This window comes from Nocardia sp. bgisy134 (assembly GCF_965341865.1).
In the GTDB taxonomy this organism is placed as follows: Bacteria; Actinomycetota; Actinomycetes; order Mycobacteriales; family Mycobacteriaceae; genus Nocardia.
In genome coordinates this window covers 21,900-42,761 of sequence record NZ_CBDQZP010000033.1, presented here as the reverse complement: position 1 = coordinate 42,761, position 20,862 = coordinate 21,900, and the positions used below count along the sequence as shown (strand labels likewise).

Sequence of the window (20,862 nt, the reverse complement as noted above, 5' to 3'; positions counted from 1 at the left end):
ATCTGGAACATCCCGCGATTGACGAAGTGATATATCTTGACGTGGCATTGCTCGGTTCAGGTTCTCGCTGAAGTCCGACAAGGGGAGTCCGATGTCTGATCCCGGTACACGGTCCGATCCCACTGCGTTGCGCTTCTTGATCGGGCACGATCTGCGCGTTGCCCGCGAGCGTTCTGGCAAGACGCAGGCGGAGGCGGCAAAGCTGCTCGGATGTGCGCAATCACGGATCAACGCGTTGGAGGCGGCGAAGCTGCAACAGCAGCCGGATGACGTCGACCGGCTGTTGGCGTTCTACGGCGTCGATGTTGCCTACCGCGATCGGGTCACGTCGCTGGCGGGACGTGCCGATCAAACGATCTGGTGGACGCCGTTTCGGGATGTCCTGCCGGGGTGGTTCAGAACGTTTGTCGGACTGGAAGGGCTCGCCAGCAGTGCTTTTACCTACGAGCCGCAGTTACTGCCCGGGCAGCTACAGACTGCCGAGTATGCGACCGCGTTGCTCGACGGTCACCTGCGCGTACCGCCGATCGACGTGCCGCAGGTGGTGCAGGCACGGATGGCTCGTCAGCGCCTGACAGATGTGGATCGGCCGTTGCACTTTCGTGCAGTGATCGAGGAGTACGTGCTCGACCGCATGGTCGGTGGTCCCTCGATCATGCGCGCACAACTTGAGCACTTGCTCGATCTGGTCGGCCTCGACAATGTCGAACTGCACGTGATGCCGGTGACCGTGACGGTGCACGACGGACTCGACGGCGACTTCATGCTGCTCGACTTCGAGCAAGCTCAGTCGATCGGATACATCGAATATCCGGCTGGAGCCTTGTATGTGCAGGAGGCCGGCCAGGTCGGCGAGTATAGGATGACTGCCGATCGGCTTTGCGGATCGGCGCTCTCGGAGTCGGACTCGGCTGATCTCATCCGGGACCGCATCGCGAGGCTTGCACGCGTGGGTTAGGAGTACCGGTTGATCATCGACGACCGCCTCGACTGGCGAACCTCGAGCTACAGCGGCGCCGGTGAGAACTGTGTGGAGGTCGCACCTGGAGACGGTGCCGTGCATTTGCGGCACAGCAAGCGGCCCGCCGATGGCATCATCACCTTCGACGCTGCTGCTTGGAGCAGGTTTGTCTGTGAGGTACAGGATCGGGCCGGCGACGCAAATGGCGTTGTCGCCGTCGAGATCAGCGGTGACGCGACGCTGGTTCGGTCGTTGTCTGGATCGGAGTCGCTCAGCTTCGATGATGGTGAATGGTCTGCCTTTCGCGCCGGCGTACGCGACGGTGAGTTCGACTTCGTAGATGGGTTTGTGTCGAGCTGAAACTCGGAGCTGGAGCGGAACAGCGGTTGCCGTGATCTGACCGGCGACAGCGCGGTGCAAAGATGACACCGACACGACATCATGACCGGCTTCGTCGTGCGGCACGCCGTTGGCTCGTCGAACGCTTACTGGCCTGGATCTGCCTGCGCTGCAGATGCATCCGCGACTATGAACGCCTACCCGACCACCGCGAAGCCTGAGTCACCTGGTCGATGGTCATGCTCATGTCCTGCTCGCCCGCACCCAACCACGGATATGAGCAGTTGTTCACAGGCTCCTAGTCGGCGACCCCAAGCAGCTGCGGTCGACGTACCCTTGACCGCCGTCTCAGCACCTGGGCGGCCAGCACTACAACGGCGACACCGGCTGCGGTAATGATGATCGGAAGGATCATTGTGCCGGCCTGGTCCGCGGCACGGGCGATCGGGTTGGCGAACCCGAGTCGATCGAACGCCCAGCCGAGGGCGGCGATGATTACCAGGAGTGAGCCGCCGACGCGAAGGACTGGCTGAGCTCGGGTGGTGGCCAGTACGAGTAGTGGCGGCAGGGCGAGCGCGACCAGCAGCAACTGAATCGCCTCGATGCCCAGATTGAACCCGAGCAGACTGAGCGCCAGTTGGCGGGTGGACAACTCCAGTTCGGCCAGGGTGAACGAGAACGCCATACCGTGGATAAGCCCGAATGTCCCGGCGGCGACGGCTTCTCGGCCCGGGAACAGCGGCCGGATGGCGTGTGCGCCGCCCACCAGGATCGTCGCGGCGATGAGTGTTTCGACCGGGCGCGCAGGGATCTCCAGCCGACTCAGGGCGCTGACCACGAGCGCAGCGGAGTGCCCCACGGTGAATGCGATTGTGACAGCCAGGATGTGCCGAACGGCGCGACGCGGGCGGTTGTCCGGGTGCCAACGACCAGCCTTGGCTATCAGCACAGCTGGTAGGAGGAGGGTGAACAGAAACAGGAGGTGGTCAGTGCCCTCGAGAATGTGATGGCCACCGAGCATCACCATTCCGACGAATCCCCGCCACGCGCTGGCATCGTTCAGATCCACCGATAGGGGTGGCACGGTCATGGACTCGGTGTCCATGCGTACGACGCCGACCTGTCTGGCGTCATTATCGGCATCGACTTGCCCGGCTTGCCAGTCCTGACGGACCGCGACGATGGCGATGTGCGTGACAACCTTGTGGATGACGGCGTCGTAGCCCAAGACGAATCGGCGCATGTCGACGCCCGGCGGCGCGGTCAGCACTGCATGGACGACGAGTTCCTTGTAAGAACCGGTGGCCGTCTGGTCTGCGTAGTCCAGACGCAGGTCGCCGATCTGGACGGTCCACGGCACGCCGTCCGGCGTGGCGGGCCGCAGATGGTCGCGGAAATAGCTCGCCAGTCTGGCGAAGTCCTCGGCCGACAGGTCCGGCTTCAGGTTGACATCGATACCGCTGGCCTCCGCGAGATTGGCTGCGGGTACCAGCAATTCTGCGTTGATTGCCGTCTCGCGCACATCGAGCAGAACCTTGGTGCCCGGCATCGGATGCGCTGGTGCGGCAATCGGGTTGTATAGCAATACGATAACTGCACAACCCAGCGCGACCAGCACTCTGCGTAGTGTTCGTGTCATGGGCCGATGATGCGCGTTCCACGGGTACACCCGAATCGGCCGATCGACCTATCTTCGCGACAGCCTGCATGCGGATAGCCTGTCGAGCCGAAGGGGCCTGGCGACTGGCCCGGTGATAGTTCTCGTCAAAGCCCGGTGCGAAGTTTGGTGGCGGCGCTGATCACATTTCCGCAGTCGGAGGTTCGAAATGCCTTCCCGCAAGGGATTCGCAGGAGGCGTGTCGGGTCCGGGACCGTCAACGCCCCGCGTGTTTGAACTGCCACGCCGCCACCCCCAGCACCGCGATCCCCACCACCAACGTCCCCAACCCACCCATCATCAACCGCACCGTAATCCGGTGCAGCCGCTCGTACCTCTGCCGGTTCTCGAAGAACTTGTCGGTGGGCATCGTGTCGCCGATGAAGCAGGATTCGGAGGCTTTGATGGCGCGGGCGGCGAGGGAGTCGGCGATGCCGCCTGCGGTGAGGGCGAGGACGGCGGTGGCGATGCAGGTGAGGGAGACAGCGGTGAGTGCGACCTGGAACATGGGACCCCCGGGTGATGCGTGTCGCTGGTGAGCGACGGCTGTTGTGCTGAGTACCAACAGTTTGGCGGTGGGGTCCGACAGGTTTCGGTTCCGTATCTCGATCGTTGTGCCAGGGTGGTGGGTGTCTCCGTGATGTGTGAGCAGGACTGGTGTGGTGGGGGGACTCAGCGGCGCACTTCGGTGAGCGCGACTGGGCGGCGCTCGGCGCGGGAGCGTGTGCAGGCTTCGGCGATGTAGGCGGCTTCGAGCGCGTCGGCCACGGTGCAGGGGGTGGGGGTGGAGCCGGTGGCGACGGCGACGAAGGTGGCGAGTTCCTCGGTGTAGGCGCGGCGGAATCGTTCCATGAAGCCGGGATAGGCGGGGTAGGGCGAGGCGTGGTGGTCGGGTTCGACGGAGCGCAGTGGAGCGCGGTCGTCGAGGCCGACGATGGCGTTGCCGCGTGAGCCGAGGACCTCGAGGCGGACGTCGTAGCCCACGCCGTTGTAGCGCCCCAGGTTCACCGTGGCGAGAGTGCCGTCGTCGAGCGTGAGGAGGGCGGCGGCGGTGTCGATATCGCCTGCGGCGGTGAAGAATTGGTCGCCGCGATTGGCGCCGTGCGCGTAGACCTCGGTGACCTCGCGGCCGCTGACCCAGCGGATGATGTCGAAATCGTGGACGCCGCAGTCGCGGAACAGTCCACCCGAGCGACGGACGTAGTCGGCGGGCGGCGGCGCCGGGTCGAGGGTGGTGGCCCGCAGGGTGTGCAGCCAGCCGAGTTCGCCGCTCGCGACGGCCGCGCGCGCGGCGCGGTAGCCGGCGTCGAAGCGGCGTTGGAAGCCGATCTGCACGGGGACGGTGGCGCCGCGCAGGTGGTCGAGCACGGCCAGGGTGCCGTCGATGTCGGCGGCGACGGGCTTTTCGCAGAAGACGGGGATGCCACGGTCGACGGCGGCGGCGATCAGCGCGGGGTGGGAGTCGGTGGCGGTGGCGACGACGAGGCCGGTGAGGCCGGCGGCGAGCAGCGTCTGGATGTCGGGGACGGCTTCGACGCCGAGCTTGGCCGCCGCGGCGTGCGCGCGAGTGGTGTCGATATCGGCGACAAGGACGCGGTCGACCCCCGGAAGTTCGTGCAGCGTTTCGGCGTGCGCGGTGCCGATGCGGCCCGTGCCCACGAGGCCTATGGTGACGGTGGTGCTCATCGATCCTCCTGCTCGGTAAGAATTCGATTGCTTGCCTTGGTGTTTCGCTGTGATTCAGCCGGGTGCGGCGGTGGTTCCTCGGACGACGAGCTTGGGTTCCAGCCTGCGGCGGACGGGGTCGATGCGGCCGTCGCGGAGACGTTCGGCGAGCGCTTCGACGGCGAGCCCGCCCATCCGGACGCGCGGCTGGTCGATGGTGGTGAGCGAGATGTGGCGCAGCGCGGCAAGCGACGTGTTGTCATAGCCGACGACGGAGACGTCGTCCGGCACTCGCAGCCCGGCTTCCTCGAGCGCCGACATCGCGCCCACGGCGTTGAAATCGTTGCCGCACATCAGCGCGGTGGGAAAAGTGCTGGGGGAGAAGATCTTCAGCAGCTTGCGCACGCCTTCCATGCCTGCCGAGTCGGTGTGCTCGCTGGCGATGACCATCGGTTCCAGGCCGTGCCGCGCCATGGCGGTGCGGTAGCCGCGGCGGCGGGCGGCGGCGGTGAAAGCTGCGCCCCCGTCCAGGTGCACGATTCGACTGTGGCCGAGGGAAACCAGGTGGTCGACAGCCAGCGCGCTGCCGATCTCGCCGTCGTCGTTGACGGTGTCGACGCCGGCGATGGTAGAGCCGCGGGATACCAGGACGATCGGAACCTGTTGTGCCGCATGACGAATCGCGGAGGCGGGTAGCACGGGGGAGAGCAGGATGATCCCGCCGGGGCGGAACGACAGCAAGCTCTCCAGTGCGGTGCGCTCACGGGCCGCGCTACGCCTGCCGGTGTTCAGAATCAATTCGAGCCCCGATCGCTGGGCGACGGCGTCCATGCCCTCCACAACGTCGGCGAAGAAGGCGTTGCGCAGATCCGAGACGAGGACTCCGACGATATTGGAGGTGCGACTGGCCAGCGATCTGGCCATGATGTGCGGCTGATAGCCGAGATCGCGCGCGGCCTCCAGCACGGCGCGGCGACGGTGTGCGCTGACCTTCGGCGAATCCCGCATGACCAGCGATACCAGCGCCCGCGAGACGCCGGCGCGGGCGGCGACGTCCTCCATCGTCGGTCGCGCCATCTCGCCTCCGTCCGGCCGTCCCGTGTCCGGCTCCCAGCCCGTCGAACGGGCTGTACCGGGTGCCGGATCGGACGTTACACGCAGCGAAGCGGGCCGATCAATAGAGCGCTCCAATCCGGCGCCGAGCACCTTTCGCACCATGCCCTGTTGTCATGCCTGGCAAAGAAATACGAGGTAGAGACAAGGAAACGCGGAGGGGCCGCAACCCTTGACACGCTGTGGCCCGCGTTACATAGTTGGAGCGCTCCAAGCGAGGGCGCCTGTTCACCTCGAAGGCCGGAGGGTGCGATGACCGAATCTCTCTACCCGCTGCGTATCGCGGCCGCGCCGATCTCCTGGGGCGTGTGCGAAGTCCCCGGCTGGGGCCATGTGCTCGACGCGGAGACCGTGCTGGCCGAGATGACTCGACTCGGCATCACCGCGACCGAGCTGGGTCCGCCCGGCTATCTCCCGGACGACCCGGCCGCGCTGCGCGCGCTGCTCGACGGATTCGGCATCCGCGCCGTGGGCGGATTCCTCGCGCTGCCGCTGCACCGTGCGCCGGAGCAGGCGCTGGCGGCGGCGCGGCGCGCGGCCGAACTGTTCGCGGCGACCGGCGCCGAGGTCCTGGTGCTGGCCGCCGCCACCGGGTTGGCGGGCTACAACCTCCGCCCACGGCTCGACGCGGCCGGGTGGCGGACCCTCCTGGACACCGCGGCCGCCATTCGTGACCTCGCGGCCGCGCACGGTCTGCGCACCGCGGTGCATCCGCACGTCGGCACCCAGGTGCAGACGGAGGACGAAGTCGAACGATTCCTCGCGGACTCCGATCTCGATCTCTGTCTCGACACCGGCCACCTGCTCGTCGGGGGAACCGATCCGGTCGGCCTGGCCCGGCGGCATGCGCACCGCATCGGCCACGTCCACCTGAAGGATGTGCGCGCCGATCTGGCACGCGAAGTGCGCGGTGGCGCAGTGGAATACAGCGATGCGGTGCGCCGCGGACTCTATGTGCCGCTCGGTGCGGGCGACGTCGACATCGCCGCGCTCGTGCGCGCCGTCCACGAGGCCGGTTACCGCGGCTGGTTCGTCATCGAGCAGGACATGGCGTTGCGGCCGACCGACCCGGTGGAGTCGGCGAGCCGTGACGCGCAACGCAGTCTGCGCTATCTCGCCGATCTCGGCGTCGCATCGACGTCGGCGCGAATGTAGGAGGGCGCGGATGGCGGGCGGGGCCACATGGGACGCGCTGCGACACGAATTGGCGCGGGTGGTCCGCTCGTGACCGCGGCCGCCGGGGCGGGGACGACGGAGGCGCTGACCATCGGCCGCGTCGGCGTCGACCTGTATCCGGAGCAAAGCGGCGTGCCGCTGGCCGAGGTTCGCTCCTTCGCGAAATCGTTGGGCGGCACCGCGACCAACGTCGCGGTGGCCGCCGCGCGCCTCGGCCGTCGCACGGCGGTCCTCACCAAGGTCGGCCCGGATGGCTTCGGTTCCTATGTGCGCGCGGCGCTCACCGAGTTCGGCGTCGCCGCGGACCACGTCGGCACCGCGCCGAATCTGCTGACGCCCGTGGTCTTCTGCGAGCTGAATCCGCCCGCCGATCCGCCCCTGCTGTTCTACCGCGCCCCGATCGCGCCCGACCTCACCTTGACACCCGACGACGTGCCGTGGGATCTCATCGATGCCGTCCCGCTGCTGTGGGTCACGGGCACCGGAGTGAGCGCCGAACCCGCCCGCGGCACCCAGCGCGCGATCCTGGAGCGGCGCGCCCGGCGCGGGCACACGGTGCTCGACCTGGACTACCGGCCGATGTTCTGGCCCGACGAGGCGACCGCGCGCGCCGAGATCGGCGGGTTGATCGACCACGTGAACGTCGTCGTCGGCAACCGCACCGAGGTCGGCGTCGCGGTCGGCACCGCCGACCCCGACGCGGCAGCCGATCGACTGCTGGCGCGCGGGGTCCGGCTCGCGGTGATCAAACGCGGGGCCGACGGTGTACTCGTCGCCACCGCCGACGAGCGCCGGACCGTGCCGCCGTGCCCGGTGACAGTGGTGTGCGGTCTCGGCGCGGGCGACGCTTTCGGCGGCGCGCTGGTCCACGGGCTGCTCGCCGGCTGGGACCCGCACCGGATCGCCACGTACGCCAACGCGGCGGGCGCGCTGGTCGCGGCCCGGCTGGCCTGCGCGGACGCCATGCCGACGGCGGCGGAGATCGAGGAGCTGCTGTGCCGATGAACGCCGTCCCGTACCTGACCGACGATCGTTGGGCCGAGCTGCTGCGGATGCGCGCCAAGGACCCCGCGGCCGTGGAGCGGGCCTACGCCAAGCGGATTCGGCGCGCGAGCGTGCTGTCGGACCGCGAGACGCTGTTCCTGGTGGCCGCCGACCACCCCGCCCGCGGCGCGCTCGGCGTCGGATCGGATCGCACCGCGATGGCCGACCGCCGCGCGCTCCTGGAGCGGCTGCTGATCGCGTTGGCGAATCCCGCCGTGGACGGCGTGCTCGGCTCGCCCGACGTGGTCGAGGAACTGCTGTTGCTCGACGCGCTCGACGACAAGGTGGTGATCGGCTCCATGAACCGCGGCGGCTTGGCGGGCGCGGAGTGGGAGATCGACGACCGGTTCACCGGCTACGACGCCGACGCCCTTGTCCGCTGCCGCCTCGACGGCGGCAAGATGCTGCTGCGCCTCGTCGATTCCGATCCCGGTACGGCGTCCACCCTGCACGCCTGCGCGCAGGCGGTCTCCGAGCTGGCGGCGCACGGTCTGATGGCGATGGTGGAACCGCTGCCGTATCACCGCGACCACTCCGGCGCGCTGGTGATGAGCAAGGACGCGCCGTCGCTGGCGCGGGCGATCACGGTCGCCTCCGGCCTCGGCGTCACCTCCGCCTACACCTGGCTGAAAATTCCCGCACCCGAGGACAGTTCGGTGTTGGACGCCACGACGCTGCCGGTGGTGGTGCTCGGCGGCTCGCCCTCCGGAGACCCCGCGGCCGACCTGGCCGCCTGGGGCGGCGCGCTGCACCACGACGTGGTGCGCGGCCTGGTGGTCGGGCGCGCTCTGCTGTATCCGCCGGACGGCGATGTCGCCGTCGCCGTCGACGCGGCGGCCCGCATGCTGAAGGCGTCCCGATGACGGAGGAGTCCCGATGACATTGCATCGTCCGGCCGGGACACTGGCAGACGGCCGAGATCCGATCCGGTTGACCGCCGAGGACGCCGGGTGGCGCTACACCGGTCTACGCGTGGTGACGGTCGAACCGGGCGAGACCAGAACGCTGTCCACCGGCGAGTACGAGGCGTTCGTCCTGCCGCTCTCCGGCTCGTGCGTCGTTCGCGTCGACGGGATCGTCCTCGAACTGGCCGGGCGCGCTTCGGTTTTCCACCGCGTGACGGACTTCGCGTACGTGCCGCGCGACGCCGAAGCGCGGATCTCCAGCGCCGACGGCGCGCTGCTCGCCCTGCCCATGGCCAAGTGCGCGCGGCGGCTCTCGCCGAAATACGGTGCAGCCGAGGATATTCCGATCGAGGTCAGGGGCGCGGGCCGAGCCACCCGACAGGTCACCAACTTCGGCGTGCCAGGAGTATGGGAGCACGCGGACAAGCTCAACGCCTGTGAGCTGATCACGCCGGACGGCAACTGGTCGTCGTACCCGCCGCACAAGCACGACGAGGCGAGCGAGTGCGAGGTGGTCAACGAGGAGATCTATTACTTCCGCATCGCGGGCCGTGACGGCGTCACCCCGTCCCGCGAGGGTTTCGGCCTGCATCGCATTTACACCGCCGACGGCGCGGTGGACGAGAACGTGGCGGTGCGCGACGGCGACGTCTTCCTCATACCGCGCGGCTACCACGGTCCCTGCGTCGCCGCGCCCGGCTACCCGATGTACTACCTCAATGTGCTGGCCGGTCCGGCGCCCGAACGGTCGATGGCCTTTTGCGACGATCCGGCGCACGCCTGGGTCCGAGACGGCTGGATCGGCGAGCCGACCGACCCGCGCTGCCCGGTCACCGGCCCGGAAGGACGGTCGCCATGGAACTGACCACCGCCCAGGCCCTGGTGGCCTGGATCGTCGCACAGCGTTCGGAGACGCTGGACGGGGCGGATGTGCCGCTCTTCCCGGCGGCCTTCGCGATCTTCGGGCACGGCAATGTGCTCGGCCTCGGTACGGCGCTGCACGAGCGCCGCGACGAACTGCCCGTCTGGCGGGGCCACACCGAGCAGGGGATGGCGCTGGCGGCGCTCGGGTACGCCAAGGCCACCCACCGGCGTCAGGTCGGCGTCGCCACGTCTTCGATCGGTCCCGGCGCGCTGAACATGGTCACGGCGGCCGGGGTCGCGCACGCGAACCGGCTGCCGCTCCTGCTGCTCCCCGGCGACACCTTCACCGGACGCGCCCCCGACCCGGTGCTGCAACAGGTGGAGCATTTCGGGGACGCGACCGCGACGGTGAACGACGCCTTCCGCGCGGTCAGCCGATACTTCGACCGGATCACCAGACCAGAACAGCTGATCGCGACGTTGCCGCAGGTGGCGCGCGTGCTGACCGATCCAGCCGACGCCGGACCGGTCACCGTGGCGCTGCCGCAGGACGTGCAGGCCGAGACCTTCGACTTCCCGGACGCGCTGTTCGCTCCGCTCCTGCATCGCGTACCGCGGCCGCGTCCCGACCTGCGCGCACTGCGCGAGGCCGCCGCCGTCCTGCGCGCCGCGCGGCGGCCGCTGCTGATCGTCGGCGGCGGGGTGCGCTATTCGGGCGCGGGCCCGCAGGCGGTGGAATTCGCCGAGCGGCGCGGTATTCCGATCACCGAGACCACCGCGGGACGGACCCTGGTGCCCCACGATCACCCCTTGCACGCGGGACCGCTCGGCATCACCGGCTCGGCGTCGGCGAACGCTCTCGCCGCCGACGCCGATCTGGTGCTCGCCGTCGGGACCCGGCTCCAGGACTTCACCACCGCCTCGTGGACGGTCTTCGCGCCCGACGTCCGCCTGGTCACCGTCAACGCGGCCCGCTTCGACGCGGTGAAGCACGGTGCGCTGGCGATCGTCGGCGACGCGGCGGCCACCCTCACCGAGCTGGGCCAGGAGCTGTCGGGGTGGACGGCGCCCGCGGACTGGTCCGGGCGCGCGGCGGTGCTGCGCGAGACCTGGGACGCCCGGATCGACAAGCTGCGCGCGCCGACGCCGGGGACGCCCAGCTACGCCCAGGTGGTCGGCATCGTCAACGAGCTCTCGGCGCCGGAGGACTACGTCATGACCGCTTCCGGCGGGCTGCCCGGCGAGCTGATCGGCGGCTGGCGCGCCGCCGGAGGAACGCCGAGCATGGACGTCGAGTACGGATTCTCCTGTATGGGCTACGAGCTCGCGGGCGCGTGGGGCGCCGCCATGGCGCACCGGCCCGGTCTGGTCACCACGCTGCTCGGCGACGGCTCCTATCTGATGCTGAATTCGGAGCTGTTCTCGGCGGCCTTCGCCGGGCATCCATTCGTCGCTGTGGTGTGCGACAACGACGGCTACGCGGTGATCGCGCGGCTCCAGGAGGGACAGGGCGGCGCGGCGTTCAACAATCAGTACGCGGACTGCCGGACCACCCTCGCCGACCCGCCGCGCGTCGATTTCGCGGCGCACGCGGCGGCGCTCGGTTGCTCGATATTCGCTGCAAGCAATACCGACCAGTTTCGAACCGCCTACGCCCAAGCCAGGGCGGCCGCGGTCGCGGCGTCGCGTCCCGCGGTCGTGGTGGTGCGCACGCGGGCGTCCGACTGGACCGATGCGGGTGCGTGGTGGGAAGTCGGTGTACCGCAATACCTTTCCGGTCGCGGCGACTACGAGGCGCACAAGCCCGCTCAGCTGCGCTACGCACGCGGGCGATGACAACTGCTGGCGATCGCCCGCACCCGTCGAAATGCGGGCCTGTTCGCTGGGCGGTCGATGGCGGGCCCGGACGCGCTGTGTGAGACACCGACCCCGAGATTCGTTGAATAGCTCACAGTCGACGGTGCCGAATGTGGAGAAATTCGTCCGATGATGGCATTGTGGATCTACGAGACCGGGGTGTCCATGCAAGTCCCTGGCTCGTCAACAGAAAGTATGAAATGGCTCAAGGCATTGTTAAGTGGTTCAACAGCGAGAAGGGCTTCGGCTTCATTGCACAGGACGGCGGCGGTCCCGACGTCTTCGTGCACTACTCGGCTGTGAGCGGCTCGGGTTTCAGGTCCCTCGATGAGGGGCAGCGCGTGGAGTTCGAGATCGGCCAGGGACAGAAGGGTCCGCAGGCCCAGGACGTCCGCGTCGTCGCCTGATTCGACACGCACTTCGAGGCTCCGCACCGGTTCGGTGCGGGGCCTCTCGTCTTTTCAGGCCAGGTCGGGCCCCTGAGGCCGCCACCTGATGGACCGATCGGCCTCGGTCGGTGTACCCTTCCCCGGTTCTGCGCGGGAGAAGGTACGGCGTATGGCTCAGGGCACAGTGATGTGGTTCGACACCGAAAAAGGTTTCGGTTTCATCGCCCAAGACGATGGCGGCAAGGACGTGTTCGTGGACTATCTGGACCTGGAGGGTTCGGGGTTCCGGTCTTTGGCGGCCGGGCAGCGGGTCGAGTTCGAGCTGCGCCAGAGCAAGTCCGGTCCGGAGGCGATCGGCGTGCGCGTCATCGGCTGACCGACAGGGCCTGCGCGCGGAAGAACTCCGCGGTCAGCTCCCTTGCGCGTCCCGGATCCCGGTCTGTCGTTCGCGGGAAAGCATCGGCGGCGCCGTCGAATTCGCCCGCGATGAAGGCGGCGATCGGTGCGGGCACCACTCCGCTGCCCATTTCCCTTGTCCGCGACTTGAGTTCGGTGAGCTCGGTCACGGCCGCGACCAGGTCGGCGGGCAGCTCGCACTGCGCGATCAGCGTCGGCAGATGCATCGGGGCCACAGCGGCTTCGGGATGCTCGCGCAGCCACCGCAGCGCCATCGCCGGGCGCAGTGCGTAGAAGACCTTCTTCAGGGATCGGTTGTGGTCGAACAGTTCCCATTGCCGCGCGCCCAGGTGCAAGTAGTGCCGCGCCACCTTGTCGCGAGTGGCGACCTGCTCGGCCAGCTCCCGCAGCTCGGCACGGAATCGCGCGTCGCCGCGGTACACGATCGGCGACATCAGCCATTCGATCAGCACCGCGTTGCCCTTGACGAGCAACCGCAGCGCCTTGCCGAGATCCCAGCCGCTCACATCGAGCAAGCCGACCAGCGGCGTCTCGATCACATCGCGCGTGCGCCACGGCGACAGGTAGGTGTCCAGCGCCGCCACGTACACGAACCGGCAGTCGTAGTCGGAGTCCGGCGACGGGAAGCCCCAAGCGCGGCTGCCGCTTTCGATGGCCAGCCGCACACCCACCCGGCACTCGCGCTCGATCCGGTCCAGCTCGGCGTCGACGGACCCGACCACCGTCGGATCCATCGACTCGGGAACAGCGCGCAACGACATGGGCCGATGGTATGCGGGCCGGTGTGTGCGTTCAGCTCATTTTTCGGGACGAAACATGGTCCGCGCGAATCACTGTCGAGCCGGATCGGGTCCGATCGTGATGTTCGTCAGCGTGGCGAGCGACAGCGTTGGGCCGAGCGCCATGGCGGCACAGCCGCCGGGTGATCGGTGGCGAGCCTGCCCGGTGGCGAGCCTGCCGCGATCGCGGCAGACAACGAGCTCCGGTGGCCGTCATCGCGATGTTCGAGCCCGCCGTGCCCATCCTGTATGAGCAGTGCGCCGCGCGCCGCGCTGCTGCGCCTCTCGGCGAGTGCGCACGCCGAGGCGTCCGAAATCCACCCGGCCTTCGCCGGAATGCTCGCGCTGGGCCGCGGGGCCGCCGGTTGAACGTTGGCGGGGGCGGGTCGGGTTGGGCGTGGCGCGATGCTGCTGTGCCGTCCGACCGCGGTGTACCCCGGCACAACCTTCGGTGCGCGCGGTGTACCCAGGGCACGGCCTTCGGTGCTGTTCGTGCGTGTGGGCTGCCGGAAGCTCGGTGGGAGGTGGTGTGGCACTCGCGCGGCGGAGAACGCGCGATGTGCGTTCTCGCGGGCGTTCGCCTTGGACGGGGATGCCGATCGTCGGGCGCCCGCCTGGGCTCGCGTGATGTCGTGCGACCGGCCTGCCGAGGTTGCTGTGAGTGGTTGCCTCCGTCCGAGTCCGTGGCGGAGACGGTGCTTTCGGCTGTCTCCACCGAAAATTCGGTGAATTGCCGAGCAATAACTCGTGTGCTTGCGCCTCGGGAAATACCGACATCGAGCGATGCTGCTGATTCCCGGTCCTGTTCGCGCTCCGAGAGGCTCTGCATCCGAATTCGATGAGAGCGCTCTAGTGGATATTCTCAGAGTTTCTCCGGCGATTCCTCAGAGTTCTCTCAGAGATTTTGGAATTGTGATCGGCCACCTTATCTGGACGCACGACCAGTGTTCCAGGGCGGCAAATGTGCAGGCAGGAGGCCATTTTTGAGGGTCGACTCGCCTGACGTCCAGTGACGCGGGCCGCATCCGATAAACGAATGTAGTCTGCGTCACAATTCCTCGGAATTTCGTAACCGCATTCGCGAAGCCGCCGATGTGCCGTGTGTCAGCCAGTTCGACTGGATAATTTCAACGAAGAGGAATTCTTATGATCCCCGTTATCATCGACACCGGTAGTGCTGCCATCAACGGCCTGTTCGACACTCTCGGTGCCGCGCTGCACGGTGTGCTGAACACCCTGTGGACGGGATCCTTCGGCGGCCGCTGATTCGACTCCGCGATCGAGTAACTCGATCGCAGCCGTGCCGTTCGATCGGCACGACCGATGGAAGACCCCGCATCCCCTCGGTGCGGGGTCTTCCCGTCTTTCCAAGGGTTTCGGGCAACGCGCCCGTTCGGGGCGTGCGCGGACACACGACAGGGCCGACGCGGATCCGGTGGCGTTGCGACAGACCGGCATTCGTTCTCGGTTTCGCCGCACCTCACCGCGCCGCTCGCACACTGACGGCAGCCGCCTACCGGGTGGTACGGCCGAACGAAATGCCGACTACTAAGCTGGTCGGCGGTAACTGCCGACCCCCTTTCCCCAGGAGTACCCCACAGTGAGCCAAGCAGGCCGTCCTGTTGTTCTGATCGCCGACAAGCTCGCCCAGTCGACCGTCGACGCGCTCGGTGACGGTGTCGAGGTTCGCTGGGTCGACGGCCCCGACCGCCCGGCCCTGCTCGCCGCGGTCCCGACGGCCGACGCGCTGCTCGTGCGTTCCGCCACCACCGTCGACGCCGAGGTGCTCGAGGCGGGCAAGAACCTGAAGATCGTCGCCCGCGCCGGCGTCGGCCTCGACAACGTCGACGTGCCCGCGGCCACCGAGCGCGGCGTCATGGTCGTCAACGCGCCGACCTCCAACATCCACACCGCCGCCGAGCACGCGGTCACCCTGCTGCTCGCCGCGGCTCGCCAGGTTCCCGCCGCCGACGCGACCCTGCGCGAGCGCACCTGGCAGCGCAGCAAGTTCAACGGCGTCGAGATCTTCGACAAGACCGTCGGCGTCGTCGGCCTCGGCCGGATCGGCCAGCTGTTCGCCGCGCGCCTCGCCGCGTTCGAGACCAAGATCATCGCGTACGACCCCTACGTCTCCCCGGCCCGCGCCGCCCAGCTCGGCATCGAGCTGGTCACCCTGGACGAGCTGCTGCAGCGCGCCGACCTGATCTCGGTGCACCTGCCCAAGACCCCCGAGACCAAGGGCCTGCTGAGCAAGGAGAAGCTCGCCCTCACCAAGCCGGGCGTCATCATCGTCAACGCCGCGCGCGGCGGCCTGATCGACGAGGCCGCGCTGGCCGACGCGATCAAGTCCGGCCACGTGCGCGCCGCGGGCCTCGACGTGTTCGACACCGAGCCCTGCACCGACAGCCCGCTGTTCGACCTCCCGCAGGTCGTCGTCACCCCGCACCTCGGCGCGTCCACCTCCGAGGCGCAGGACCGCGCGGGCACCGATGTCGCCAAGTCGGTGCTGCTCGCCCTGGCCGGCGAGTTCGTGCCGGGCGCGGTGAACGTCACCGGCGGCACCGTGGGCGAAGAGGTCGCCCCGTGGCTCGAGATCGTGCGCAAGCAGGGCGCGCTGATCGGCGCGCTGTCCGACGTGCTGCCCGTCAGCATCGAAGTCCAGGTGCGCGGCGAGCTCGCCTCCGAGGACGTCGCGGTGCTGGAGCTCGCGGCGCTGCGCGGCATCTTCTCGGCGCTGTCCGAGGGCGACGGGCAGGGCCCGGCGGTGACCTTCGTCAACGCCCCCGCGCTCGCCAAGGACCGCGGCATCACCGCCACGGTCACCACCGCTTCGGAGAGCCCGAGCCACCGCAGCGTCGTCGACGTGCGCGCCGTGTTCGGCGACGGCCGCACGCTGAACGTCGCGGGCACCCTCACCGAGCCGCAGCTGGTGCAGAAGATCGTCAACATCAACGGCCGCAACTACGACATGCGCGCCGAGGGCCTGAACCTGGCCGTGCTGAACTACGAGGACCGGCCGGGCGCGCTGGGCAAGATCGGCACCAAGCTTGGCGAGGCCGACGTGGACATCCTGGCCGCGCAGCTGAGCCAGGACGTGAACAAGGAAGGCGCCACCGTCATCCTGCGCGTCAACAAGGAAGTGCCCGCCGATGTGCAGAACGCCATCGCCGAGGCGGTCGGCGCCGCCAAGATCGCGCTGGTCGACCTGTTCTGATCCACTCACGCCCTTCGGGCGTGACATCAGACCGTGTGCGCGCCGTCACCGCAGGGTGGCGGCGTGCCGCATGTTCCCGGCGCGGCGCCGGGAGGTCGGGAGCGGCCCCGCCCGGATGGCCGGACACGGCGGGGCGCCTAGTACCGTGTCGTTGCTCGCCGAGCGTCCGGCCAGGTCCGGTCGAACACTGAACGGAGTTGTCATGAAGCTTGCTGTCATCCCCGGTGACGGTATCGGGCCCGAGGTCATCGCCGAGGCGCTCAAGGTGCTGGACGTCGTCGTGCCCGGAGTCGAGAAGACCGAGTACGACCTGGGTGCCAAGCGTTACCACGCGACCGGCGAGATCCTGCCCGACTCGGTGCTGCCGGAACTGAAGCAGCACGACGCCATCCTGCTCGGCGCGATCGGCGACCCGTCGGTGCCGAGCGGCGTGCTCGAGCGCGGTCTGCTGCTGCGCACCCGGTTCGCGCTCGACCACCACGTGAACCTGCGCCCCTCGAAACTGTTCCCCGGCGTGACCAGCCCGCTGGCCGGCAACCCCGACATCGACTTCGTCGTGGTGCGCGAAGGCACCGAGGGCCCCTACACCGGCACCGGCGGCGCGATCCGCGTCGAGACCCCGCACGAGGTCGCCACCGAGGTGAGCACCAACACCCGCTTCGGCATCGAGCGCGTGGTGCGCTACGCCTTCGCCAAGGCGCAGGCCCGCCGCAAGCACCTCACCCTCGTGCACAAGAACAACGTGCTGACCTTCGCCGGATCGCTGTGGCAGCGCACCGTCGACGAGGTCGCCGCGGAGTTCCCCGAGGTCACCACCGCCTACCAGCACATCGACGCGGCGACCATCCACATGGTCAACGATCCCGGCCGCTTCGACGTGATCGTCACCGACAACCTGTTCGGCGACATCATCACCGACCTCGCTGCCGCGGTCAGCGGCGGCATCGGCCTGGCCGCCAGCGGCAACATCGATGCCTCCGGCGCCAACCCGAGCATGTTCGAGCCGGTGCACGGCAGCGCCCCCGACATCGCGGGCCAGTCGAAGGCCGACCCGACCGCCGCCATCCTGTCGGTCTCGCTGCTGCTCAACCACCTCGGCAACACCGAGGCCGCCGCCCGGATCGAGGCCGCCGTCGCCAAGGACCTGGCCGAGCGGTCCGGCGCTTCCTCCACGGTGGAGGTCGGCGACCGCATCGCCGCCTCGGTCTGACCATCGTCGGCGAGGCCCCGCATCCGTCTCGGGTGCGGGGCCTCGTCGTACCTCCTGGTTATCCTCGGGGCGAGTGCGAACCAGGGAGGTCGGGTGACCGAGCGACGAGCGAGCAAACGGCCGGGGCCGGGTCCCTACACGATCCGGGACCTGCACGCGCTGCCGGAGGACGGCAAGGGATTCGAGCTCGAGGACGGCTGGTTGATCGAAGTCGCGCGCGGCGCCCGGCACAATCACGTGGCCCGGCGGCTGGCGCGTTTCCTCGATGTCGCCGCCGACGCGGCGGTGCACGTCTGCCTCGGCGGCGGCTGGGAAGTGAGCACGCCCAACGGCATTCGTAAACCCGACATCGTCGTGGTGCCCCGCGAGGTGGTGCGCACGGCGCTCGTCGCCGATCCGCCCCGGCTGCTGCCCGGGTCCGAAGTGCAACTCGCCGTGGAGGTCATCGCGCCGGGGACCGGCAGCGAGCGCACCGACCGGGTGCGAAAGGTCCGTGAGTACGCGGCCGCAGGCATACCGCAGTATTGGATCGTCGAACACCACCCGCACGTGCGCATCTATCCGCTCGTCCTCGACGGGGACGTCTATCGCGCCGAACCGCCCGTCGGACCGGGGTCGATCCTGAGCGCGAACATCGGTCACCGCAACCACTTTCGCGTCAGCGTCGATCCGGCCGCCCTGCTCGAAGTGTGAGTCCACCACCGGCGCAACGGGTCCTGCTCAGGCCATTCCGGTGGCAGCAATAGAGGCGGTGAAGAAGAGCCTTGTGTGCCGCCGCTGAGCATTACGGCTGGGACGACGGCGGGCGTGGACGTGCGCTGGAGATCGCTTTCGGTGGGTTGTGTGGTCGACGCGGTGCACCGCAACGAATTCGGCGCCCAGGCGTTCGTTTTCGCGTCGCCCGTTCGAGTGTTGGCCGCGCCGCGCGGTAGGGTCGCCCCGTTCGTTCGATGCGGGGCGACCCTGTGGGCCGCAGTGTAATCAGCTCGGGATGTGGCGGTCGGCGGGAACCAGTGGGATGGCTGCCGTGGCCAGTGCCGCGGCAGCCAGGTAGGCGGCGGGGAAACCGCCGATCGTGATCAGCGCGCCGAAAACCGGTGGGATGGCGGCCATCGCGAGGTTCTGGCCGGTGTTCTGAATGCCGAGACCGCGCCCGCTCCAGTACGGACCGGCGATCTCGGCGACCGCCGTGAAGGCGAGTCCGTTGTCCGACACCGTGATCACCGAGGCGGCGATCAGCAGCGGGATGGCGGCCCACCACCACTGCGTCCATGCCGTCAGGCCCAAGGCCGCCATGGACAGGACGGCCCCGATGGCCACCGTTCGCAGCGGGCCCAGTCTGCTGCCGACCCGGTCGGACCAGGCGCCCGCGCCGATGCGGCCGAACGCGCCGAGGATTTGGGTCGCCGTCACCAGCGCGCCCGCGGCGGCCAGCGACCAGCCGATGTCGCGGTGCAGCCACAGCAGCGCGAAGGTCCACACCACGCCCTGCGGCACGCACAGCAGCACGGACACGGCGTGGATGCGCCACAGCGTGGCATCGCCGCGATACGGATTGACCCGGTCGACGCCCTTGCCCTCCGGCCGCGGCGGATCGATGATGCCCAGGTAGCAGGCCGCCGCCGCGATGCCGGCCATGACGGCGGGCACCAGAACGGCGGCCGAAATGCCGTGGGCCGCAGCGACGGCGGGCACCGCCAGCGCGCCGACGCCGACACCGAGCGGTTGGGCGGTCTGCCTGATGCCCATGGCCAGCCCGCGCCGCTCCGGCGGGAACCAGCCGACGATGACGCGGCCGCTGGCGCCGTTGGTGCTTGCCGCGCCCGCGCCGCCGAGGAACAGCAACGCGCCCAGCGCGATGTCGTGGGTGGTGGTGGCCGCCGCGGCGCCCGCGAAGAACATCACCAGCGGCCCGCCGACCAACACCTTCCGCTCGCCGATGCGGTCCACCACGTAGCCCCACGCGATGAGCGTGCAGACCAGTCCGACGGTGGGCATCGCCACCAGCAGACCCGCTGTGGGCAAGGACATTCCGCGCGCCGTCAGCGCGGGCAGCAGGAAGGGCGTTCCGTGGATGAACACCGCGCTCGATGCCTGCGCGAAGACGCCGAGGGCGAGCATGGACCACCGTCGTCCCGCGCGAATCTCTGTCACGGTCGCCATGGGCCACACCTCGAATCTCAGAATATGGAACGCAAGTCTCACGGAATGAACATCGGGCGTTACGTTACACCCGGGGGCGACTGGATTTCTCGATTCGGGAGCGGTCACGCCCGCGTCGGGTCCCGGGTGACCGGCGCGAACGCGCCGCGGATCGAGTCGAAACTCACACTCGATGTGCGCCCGGCCGACAGTGAGGTCTGTCGCGGCTTCCTGCCGAATCGGTCGGCCGCGCGGGCCGATCGGACCGCTCGGTCGGGTGCGTTCGAGCAGGTCGACGCCGGTCGATAGACTTCGGGGCATGCGTCTAGGTCGAGTTGCCAGTCCCGATGGGGTCGCGTTCGTCAGCATCGAGGGGGAGGGAAGCGACATCACGGGCGGGAGTAGGGCGGGATCGTGGACCGCGAAAGAGATCGCGGAACACCCGTTCGGTACGCCGACGTTCACCGGACGGAGCTGGCCGCTGGCCGACGTACGCCTGCTCGCGCCGATCCTGGCCAGCAAGGTGGTGTGTGTCGGCAAGAACTACGCCGCGCACGCCGCGGAGATGGGCGGTCCCGCGCCGGAGGAGCCGGTGATCTTCATCAAGCCGAGCACCGCCATCGTCGGGCCGAACGCCCCGATCATCTTGCCGCCCAGCTCCTCTCAGGTCGATTACGAGGGCGAGCTCGCCGTCGTCATCGGCCGCCCGTGCAAGGACGTGCCCGCCGCCCGGGCCAAGGACGTGATCCTCGGCTACACCGTCGCCAACGACGTCACCGCCCGCGATCAGCAGCGTCAGGACGGCCAGTGGACGCGCGGCAAAGGCTACGACACCTTCTGCCCGCTCGGCCCCTGGATCGAAACCTCGCTGGATCCTTCGGATCTGGAGATCGTCACTGAACTCGACGGCGAGGTCCGTCAGCGCAGCCGCACTTCGCTACTGCTGCACGACATTCCGAAGCTGATCGAATGGGTGAGCACGGTCATGACGCTGCTTCCCGGCGACGTCATCCTGACCGGAACGCCGGAGGGCGTCGGGCCCATGCAGAACGGCCAGCAGGTGTCCGTCACCGTCGAGGGCCTCGGAACCCTCACCAATCCCGTTGCCGCCAAACGCTGATCGAAAGAGA

19 protein-coding genes are annotated in these 20,862 nt (G+C 68.7%); 13 read left to right on the top strand and 6 right to left on the bottom strand.

The window, feature by feature from the left end:
- Positions 1 to 91 precede the first annotated feature (91 nt).
- Positions 92 to 958, top strand: coding sequence for a helix-turn-helix domain-containing protein (locus ACRWNM_RS35210; RefSeq protein WP_431972489.1), 867 nt, complete (start codon positions 92 to 94; stop codon positions 956 to 958).
- Positions 959 to 967: 9 nt separating this feature from the next.
- The gene (locus tag ACRWNM_RS35205) at positions 968 to 1,321 is read left to right on the top strand and encodes a DUF397 domain-containing protein (protein ID WP_431972488.1); all 354 of its coding nucleotides are present in this window, start codon (positions 968 to 970) and stop codon (positions 1,319 to 1,321) included.
- Positions 1,322 to 1,598: 277 nt separating this feature from the next.
- On the opposite strand, the gene ACRWNM_RS35200 is transcribed toward ACRWNM_RS35205, so the two are convergent.
- The 4 genes from ACRWNM_RS35200 to ACRWNM_RS35185 form a co-directional block, all read right to left on the bottom strand.
- Positions 1,599 to 2,939 carry a HupE/UreJ family protein gene (locus ACRWNM_RS35200; protein ID WP_431972487.1) on the bottom strand — a complete coding sequence of 447 codons (1,341 nt, stop codon included), beginning with the start codon at positions 2,937 to 2,939 and terminating at the stop codon, positions 1,599 to 1,601.
- Between the two features lie 235 nt (positions 2,940 to 3,174).
- The gene (locus tag ACRWNM_RS35195) at positions 3,175 to 3,465 is read right to left on the bottom strand and encodes a hypothetical protein (RefSeq protein ID WP_431972486.1); all 291 of its coding nucleotides are present in this window, start codon (positions 3,463 to 3,465) and stop codon (positions 3,175 to 3,177) included.
- A 164-nt stretch (positions 3,466 to 3,629) separates the two neighbouring features.
- Positions 3,630 to 4,643 carry a Gfo/Idh/MocA family protein gene (locus ACRWNM_RS35190; protein WP_431972485.1) on the bottom strand — a complete coding sequence of 338 codons (1,014 nt, stop codon included), beginning with the start codon at positions 4,641 to 4,643 and terminating at the stop codon, positions 3,630 to 3,632.
- 54 nt (positions 4,644 to 4,697) lie between these two features.
- Positions 4,698 to 5,699: a LacI family DNA-binding transcriptional regulator gene (locus tag ACRWNM_RS35185; protein ID WP_431972484.1), complete on the bottom strand. Its 1,002-nt coding sequence runs from the start codon at positions 5,697 to 5,699 to the stop codon at positions 4,698 to 4,700.
- 288 nt (positions 5,700 to 5,987) lie between these two features.
- On the opposite strand from ACRWNM_RS35185, the gene ACRWNM_RS35180 reads away from it, so the two are divergent.
- From ACRWNM_RS35180 to ACRWNM_RS35150, 7 genes are all read left to right on the top strand, one after another.
- Entirely contained in the window at positions 5,988 to 6,890 is a 903-nt protein-coding gene (locus ACRWNM_RS35180) for a TIM barrel protein (RefSeq protein WP_431972483.1), read from the top strand.
- Positions 6,891 to 6,959: 69 nt separating this feature from the next.
- Complete coding sequence (gene iolC / locus ACRWNM_RS35175) at positions 6,960 to 7,916, top strand: 5-dehydro-2-deoxygluconokinase (protein ID WP_431972482.1); 957 nt, start codon at positions 6,960 to 6,962, stop codon at positions 7,914 to 7,916.
- Entirely contained in the window at positions 7,913 to 8,818 is a 906-nt protein-coding gene (locus ACRWNM_RS35170) for a Cgl0159 family (beta/alpha)8-fold protein (protein ID WP_431972481.1), read from the top strand. Before iolC ends, ACRWNM_RS35170 begins: the two co-directional genes overlap by 4 nt.
- 13 nt (positions 8,819 to 8,831) lie before the next feature.
- A complete protein-coding gene (gene iolB, locus ACRWNM_RS35165) occupies positions 8,832 to 9,725 on the top strand; it encodes a 5-deoxy-glucuronate isomerase (protein ID WP_431972480.1) in 894 nt (297 codons plus the stop codon).
- Positions 9,716 to 11,560 (top strand): 3D-(3,5/4)-trihydroxycyclohexane-1,2-dione acylhydrolase (decyclizing), encoded by a 1,845-nt coding sequence (gene iolD, locus ACRWNM_RS35160; RefSeq protein ID WP_431972479.1) that lies wholly within the window; start codon positions 9,716 to 9,718, stop codon positions 11,558 to 11,560. Before iolB ends, iolD begins: the two co-directional genes overlap by 10 nt.
- A gap of 221 nt (positions 11,561 to 11,781) precedes the next feature.
- Entirely contained in the window at positions 11,782 to 11,988 is a 207-nt protein-coding gene (locus ACRWNM_RS35155) for a cold-shock protein (protein ID WP_011210759.1), read from the top strand.
- Positions 11,989 to 12,139: 151 nt separating this feature from the next.
- A complete protein-coding gene (locus ACRWNM_RS35150) occupies positions 12,140 to 12,346 on the top strand; it encodes a cold-shock protein (RefSeq protein WP_357446224.1) in 207 nt (68 codons plus the stop codon).
- On the opposite strand, the gene ACRWNM_RS35145 is transcribed toward ACRWNM_RS35150, so the two are convergent.
- Entirely contained in the window at positions 12,336 to 13,148 is an 813-nt protein-coding gene (locus ACRWNM_RS35145) for a nucleotidyltransferase domain-containing protein (protein ID WP_431972478.1), read from the bottom strand. The two genes, ACRWNM_RS35150 and ACRWNM_RS35145, sit on opposite strands and share 11 nt — an antisense overlap.
- Positions 13,149 to 14,766: 1,618 nt before the next feature.
- Here ACRWNM_RS35145 and serA point away from each other — a divergent pair.
- The 3 genes from serA to ACRWNM_RS35130 all read left to right on the top strand — a co-directional run bounded on the left by serA (position 14,767) and on the right by ACRWNM_RS35130 (position 18,283).
- A complete protein-coding gene (gene serA, locus ACRWNM_RS35140; RefSeq protein WP_431972477.1) occupies positions 14,767 to 16,380 on the top strand; it encodes a phosphoglycerate dehydrogenase in 1,614 nt (537 codons plus the stop codon).
- Positions 16,381 to 16,582: 202 nt separating this feature from the next.
- Positions 16,583 to 17,590, top strand: a complete 1,008-nt coding sequence (locus ACRWNM_RS35135) for a 3-isopropylmalate dehydrogenase (protein WP_431972476.1) — start codon at positions 16,583 to 16,585, stop codon at positions 17,588 to 17,590.
- Between the two features lie 93 nt (positions 17,591 to 17,683).
- Positions 17,684 to 18,283: a Uma2 family endonuclease gene (locus tag ACRWNM_RS35130; protein WP_431972475.1), complete on the top strand. Its 600-nt coding sequence runs from the start codon at positions 17,684 to 17,686 to the stop codon at positions 18,281 to 18,283.
- A gap of 288 nt (positions 18,284 to 18,571) precedes the next feature.
- Here the strand turns inward: ACRWNM_RS35130 and ACRWNM_RS35125 are convergent, their stop codons facing one another.
- Entirely contained in the window at positions 18,572 to 19,753 is a 1,182-nt protein-coding gene (locus ACRWNM_RS35125; protein ID WP_431972474.1) for an MFS transporter, read from the bottom strand.
- A gap of 298 nt (positions 19,754 to 20,051) precedes the next feature.
- On the opposite strand from ACRWNM_RS35125, the gene ACRWNM_RS35120 reads away from it, so the two are divergent.
- Entirely contained in the window at positions 20,052 to 20,852 is an 801-nt protein-coding gene (locus ACRWNM_RS35120) for a fumarylacetoacetate hydrolase family protein (protein ID WP_431972472.1), read from the top strand.
- Positions 20,853 to 20,862: the final 10 nt, after the last annotated feature.

Excerpts from the sequence above, each read along its gene's own strand:
- ACRWNM_RS35210 (WP_431972489.1), top strand. The coding sequence starts at position 92 with ATGTCTGATCCCGGTACACGGTCCGATCCCACTGCGTTGCGCTTCTTG.
- ACRWNM_RS35195 (WP_431972486.1), bottom strand. The coding sequence starts at position 3,465 with ATGTTCCAGGTCGCACTCACCGCTGTCTCCCTCACCTGCATCGCCACC.
- ACRWNM_RS35135 (WP_431972476.1), top strand. The coding sequence starts at position 16,583 with ATGAAGCTTGCTGTCATCCCCGGTGACGGTATCGGGCCCGAGGTCATC.
- ACRWNM_RS35125 (WP_431972474.1), bottom strand. The coding sequence starts at position 19,753 with ATGGCGACCGTGACAGAGATTCGCGCGGGACGACGGTGGTCCATGCTC.
- ACRWNM_RS35190 (WP_431972485.1), bottom strand. The coding sequence starts at position 4,643 with ATGAGCACCACCGTCACCATAGGCCTCGTGGGCACGGGCCGCATCGGC.
- iolD (WP_431972479.1), top strand. The coding sequence starts at position 9,716 with ATGGAACTGACCACCGCCCAGGCCCTGGTGGCCTGGATCGTCGCACAG.
- ACRWNM_RS35145 (WP_431972478.1), bottom strand. The coding sequence starts at position 13,148 with ATGTCGTTGCGCGCTGTTCCCGAGTCGATGGATCCGACGGTGGTCGGG.
- ACRWNM_RS35180 (WP_431972483.1), top strand. The coding sequence starts at position 5,988 with ATGACCGAATCTCTCTACCCGCTGCGTATCGCGGCCGCGCCGATCTCC.
- iolB (WP_431972480.1), top strand. The coding sequence starts at position 8,832 with ATGACATTGCATCGTCCGGCCGGGACACTGGCAGACGGCCGAGATCCG.
- ACRWNM_RS35200 (WP_431972487.1), bottom strand. The coding sequence starts at position 2,939 with ATGACACGAACACTACGCAGAGTGCTGGTCGCGCTGGGTTGTGCAGTT.
- ACRWNM_RS35185 (WP_431972484.1), bottom strand. The coding sequence starts at position 5,699 with ATGGCGCGACCGACGATGGAGGACGTCGCCGCCCGCGCCGGCGTCTCG.
- ACRWNM_RS35155 (WP_011210759.1), top strand. The coding sequence starts at position 11,782 with ATGGCTCAAGGCATTGTTAAGTGGTTCAACAGCGAGAAGGGCTTCGGC.
- ACRWNM_RS35150 (WP_357446224.1), top strand. The coding sequence starts at position 12,140 with ATGGCTCAGGGCACAGTGATGTGGTTCGACACCGAAAAAGGTTTCGGT.
- ACRWNM_RS35120 (WP_431972472.1), top strand. The coding sequence starts at position 20,052 with ATGCGTCTAGGTCGAGTTGCCAGTCCCGATGGGGTCGCGTTCGTCAGC.
- ACRWNM_RS35170 (WP_431972481.1), top strand. The coding sequence starts at position 7,913 with ATGAACGCCGTCCCGTACCTGACCGACGATCGTTGGGCCGAGCTGCTG.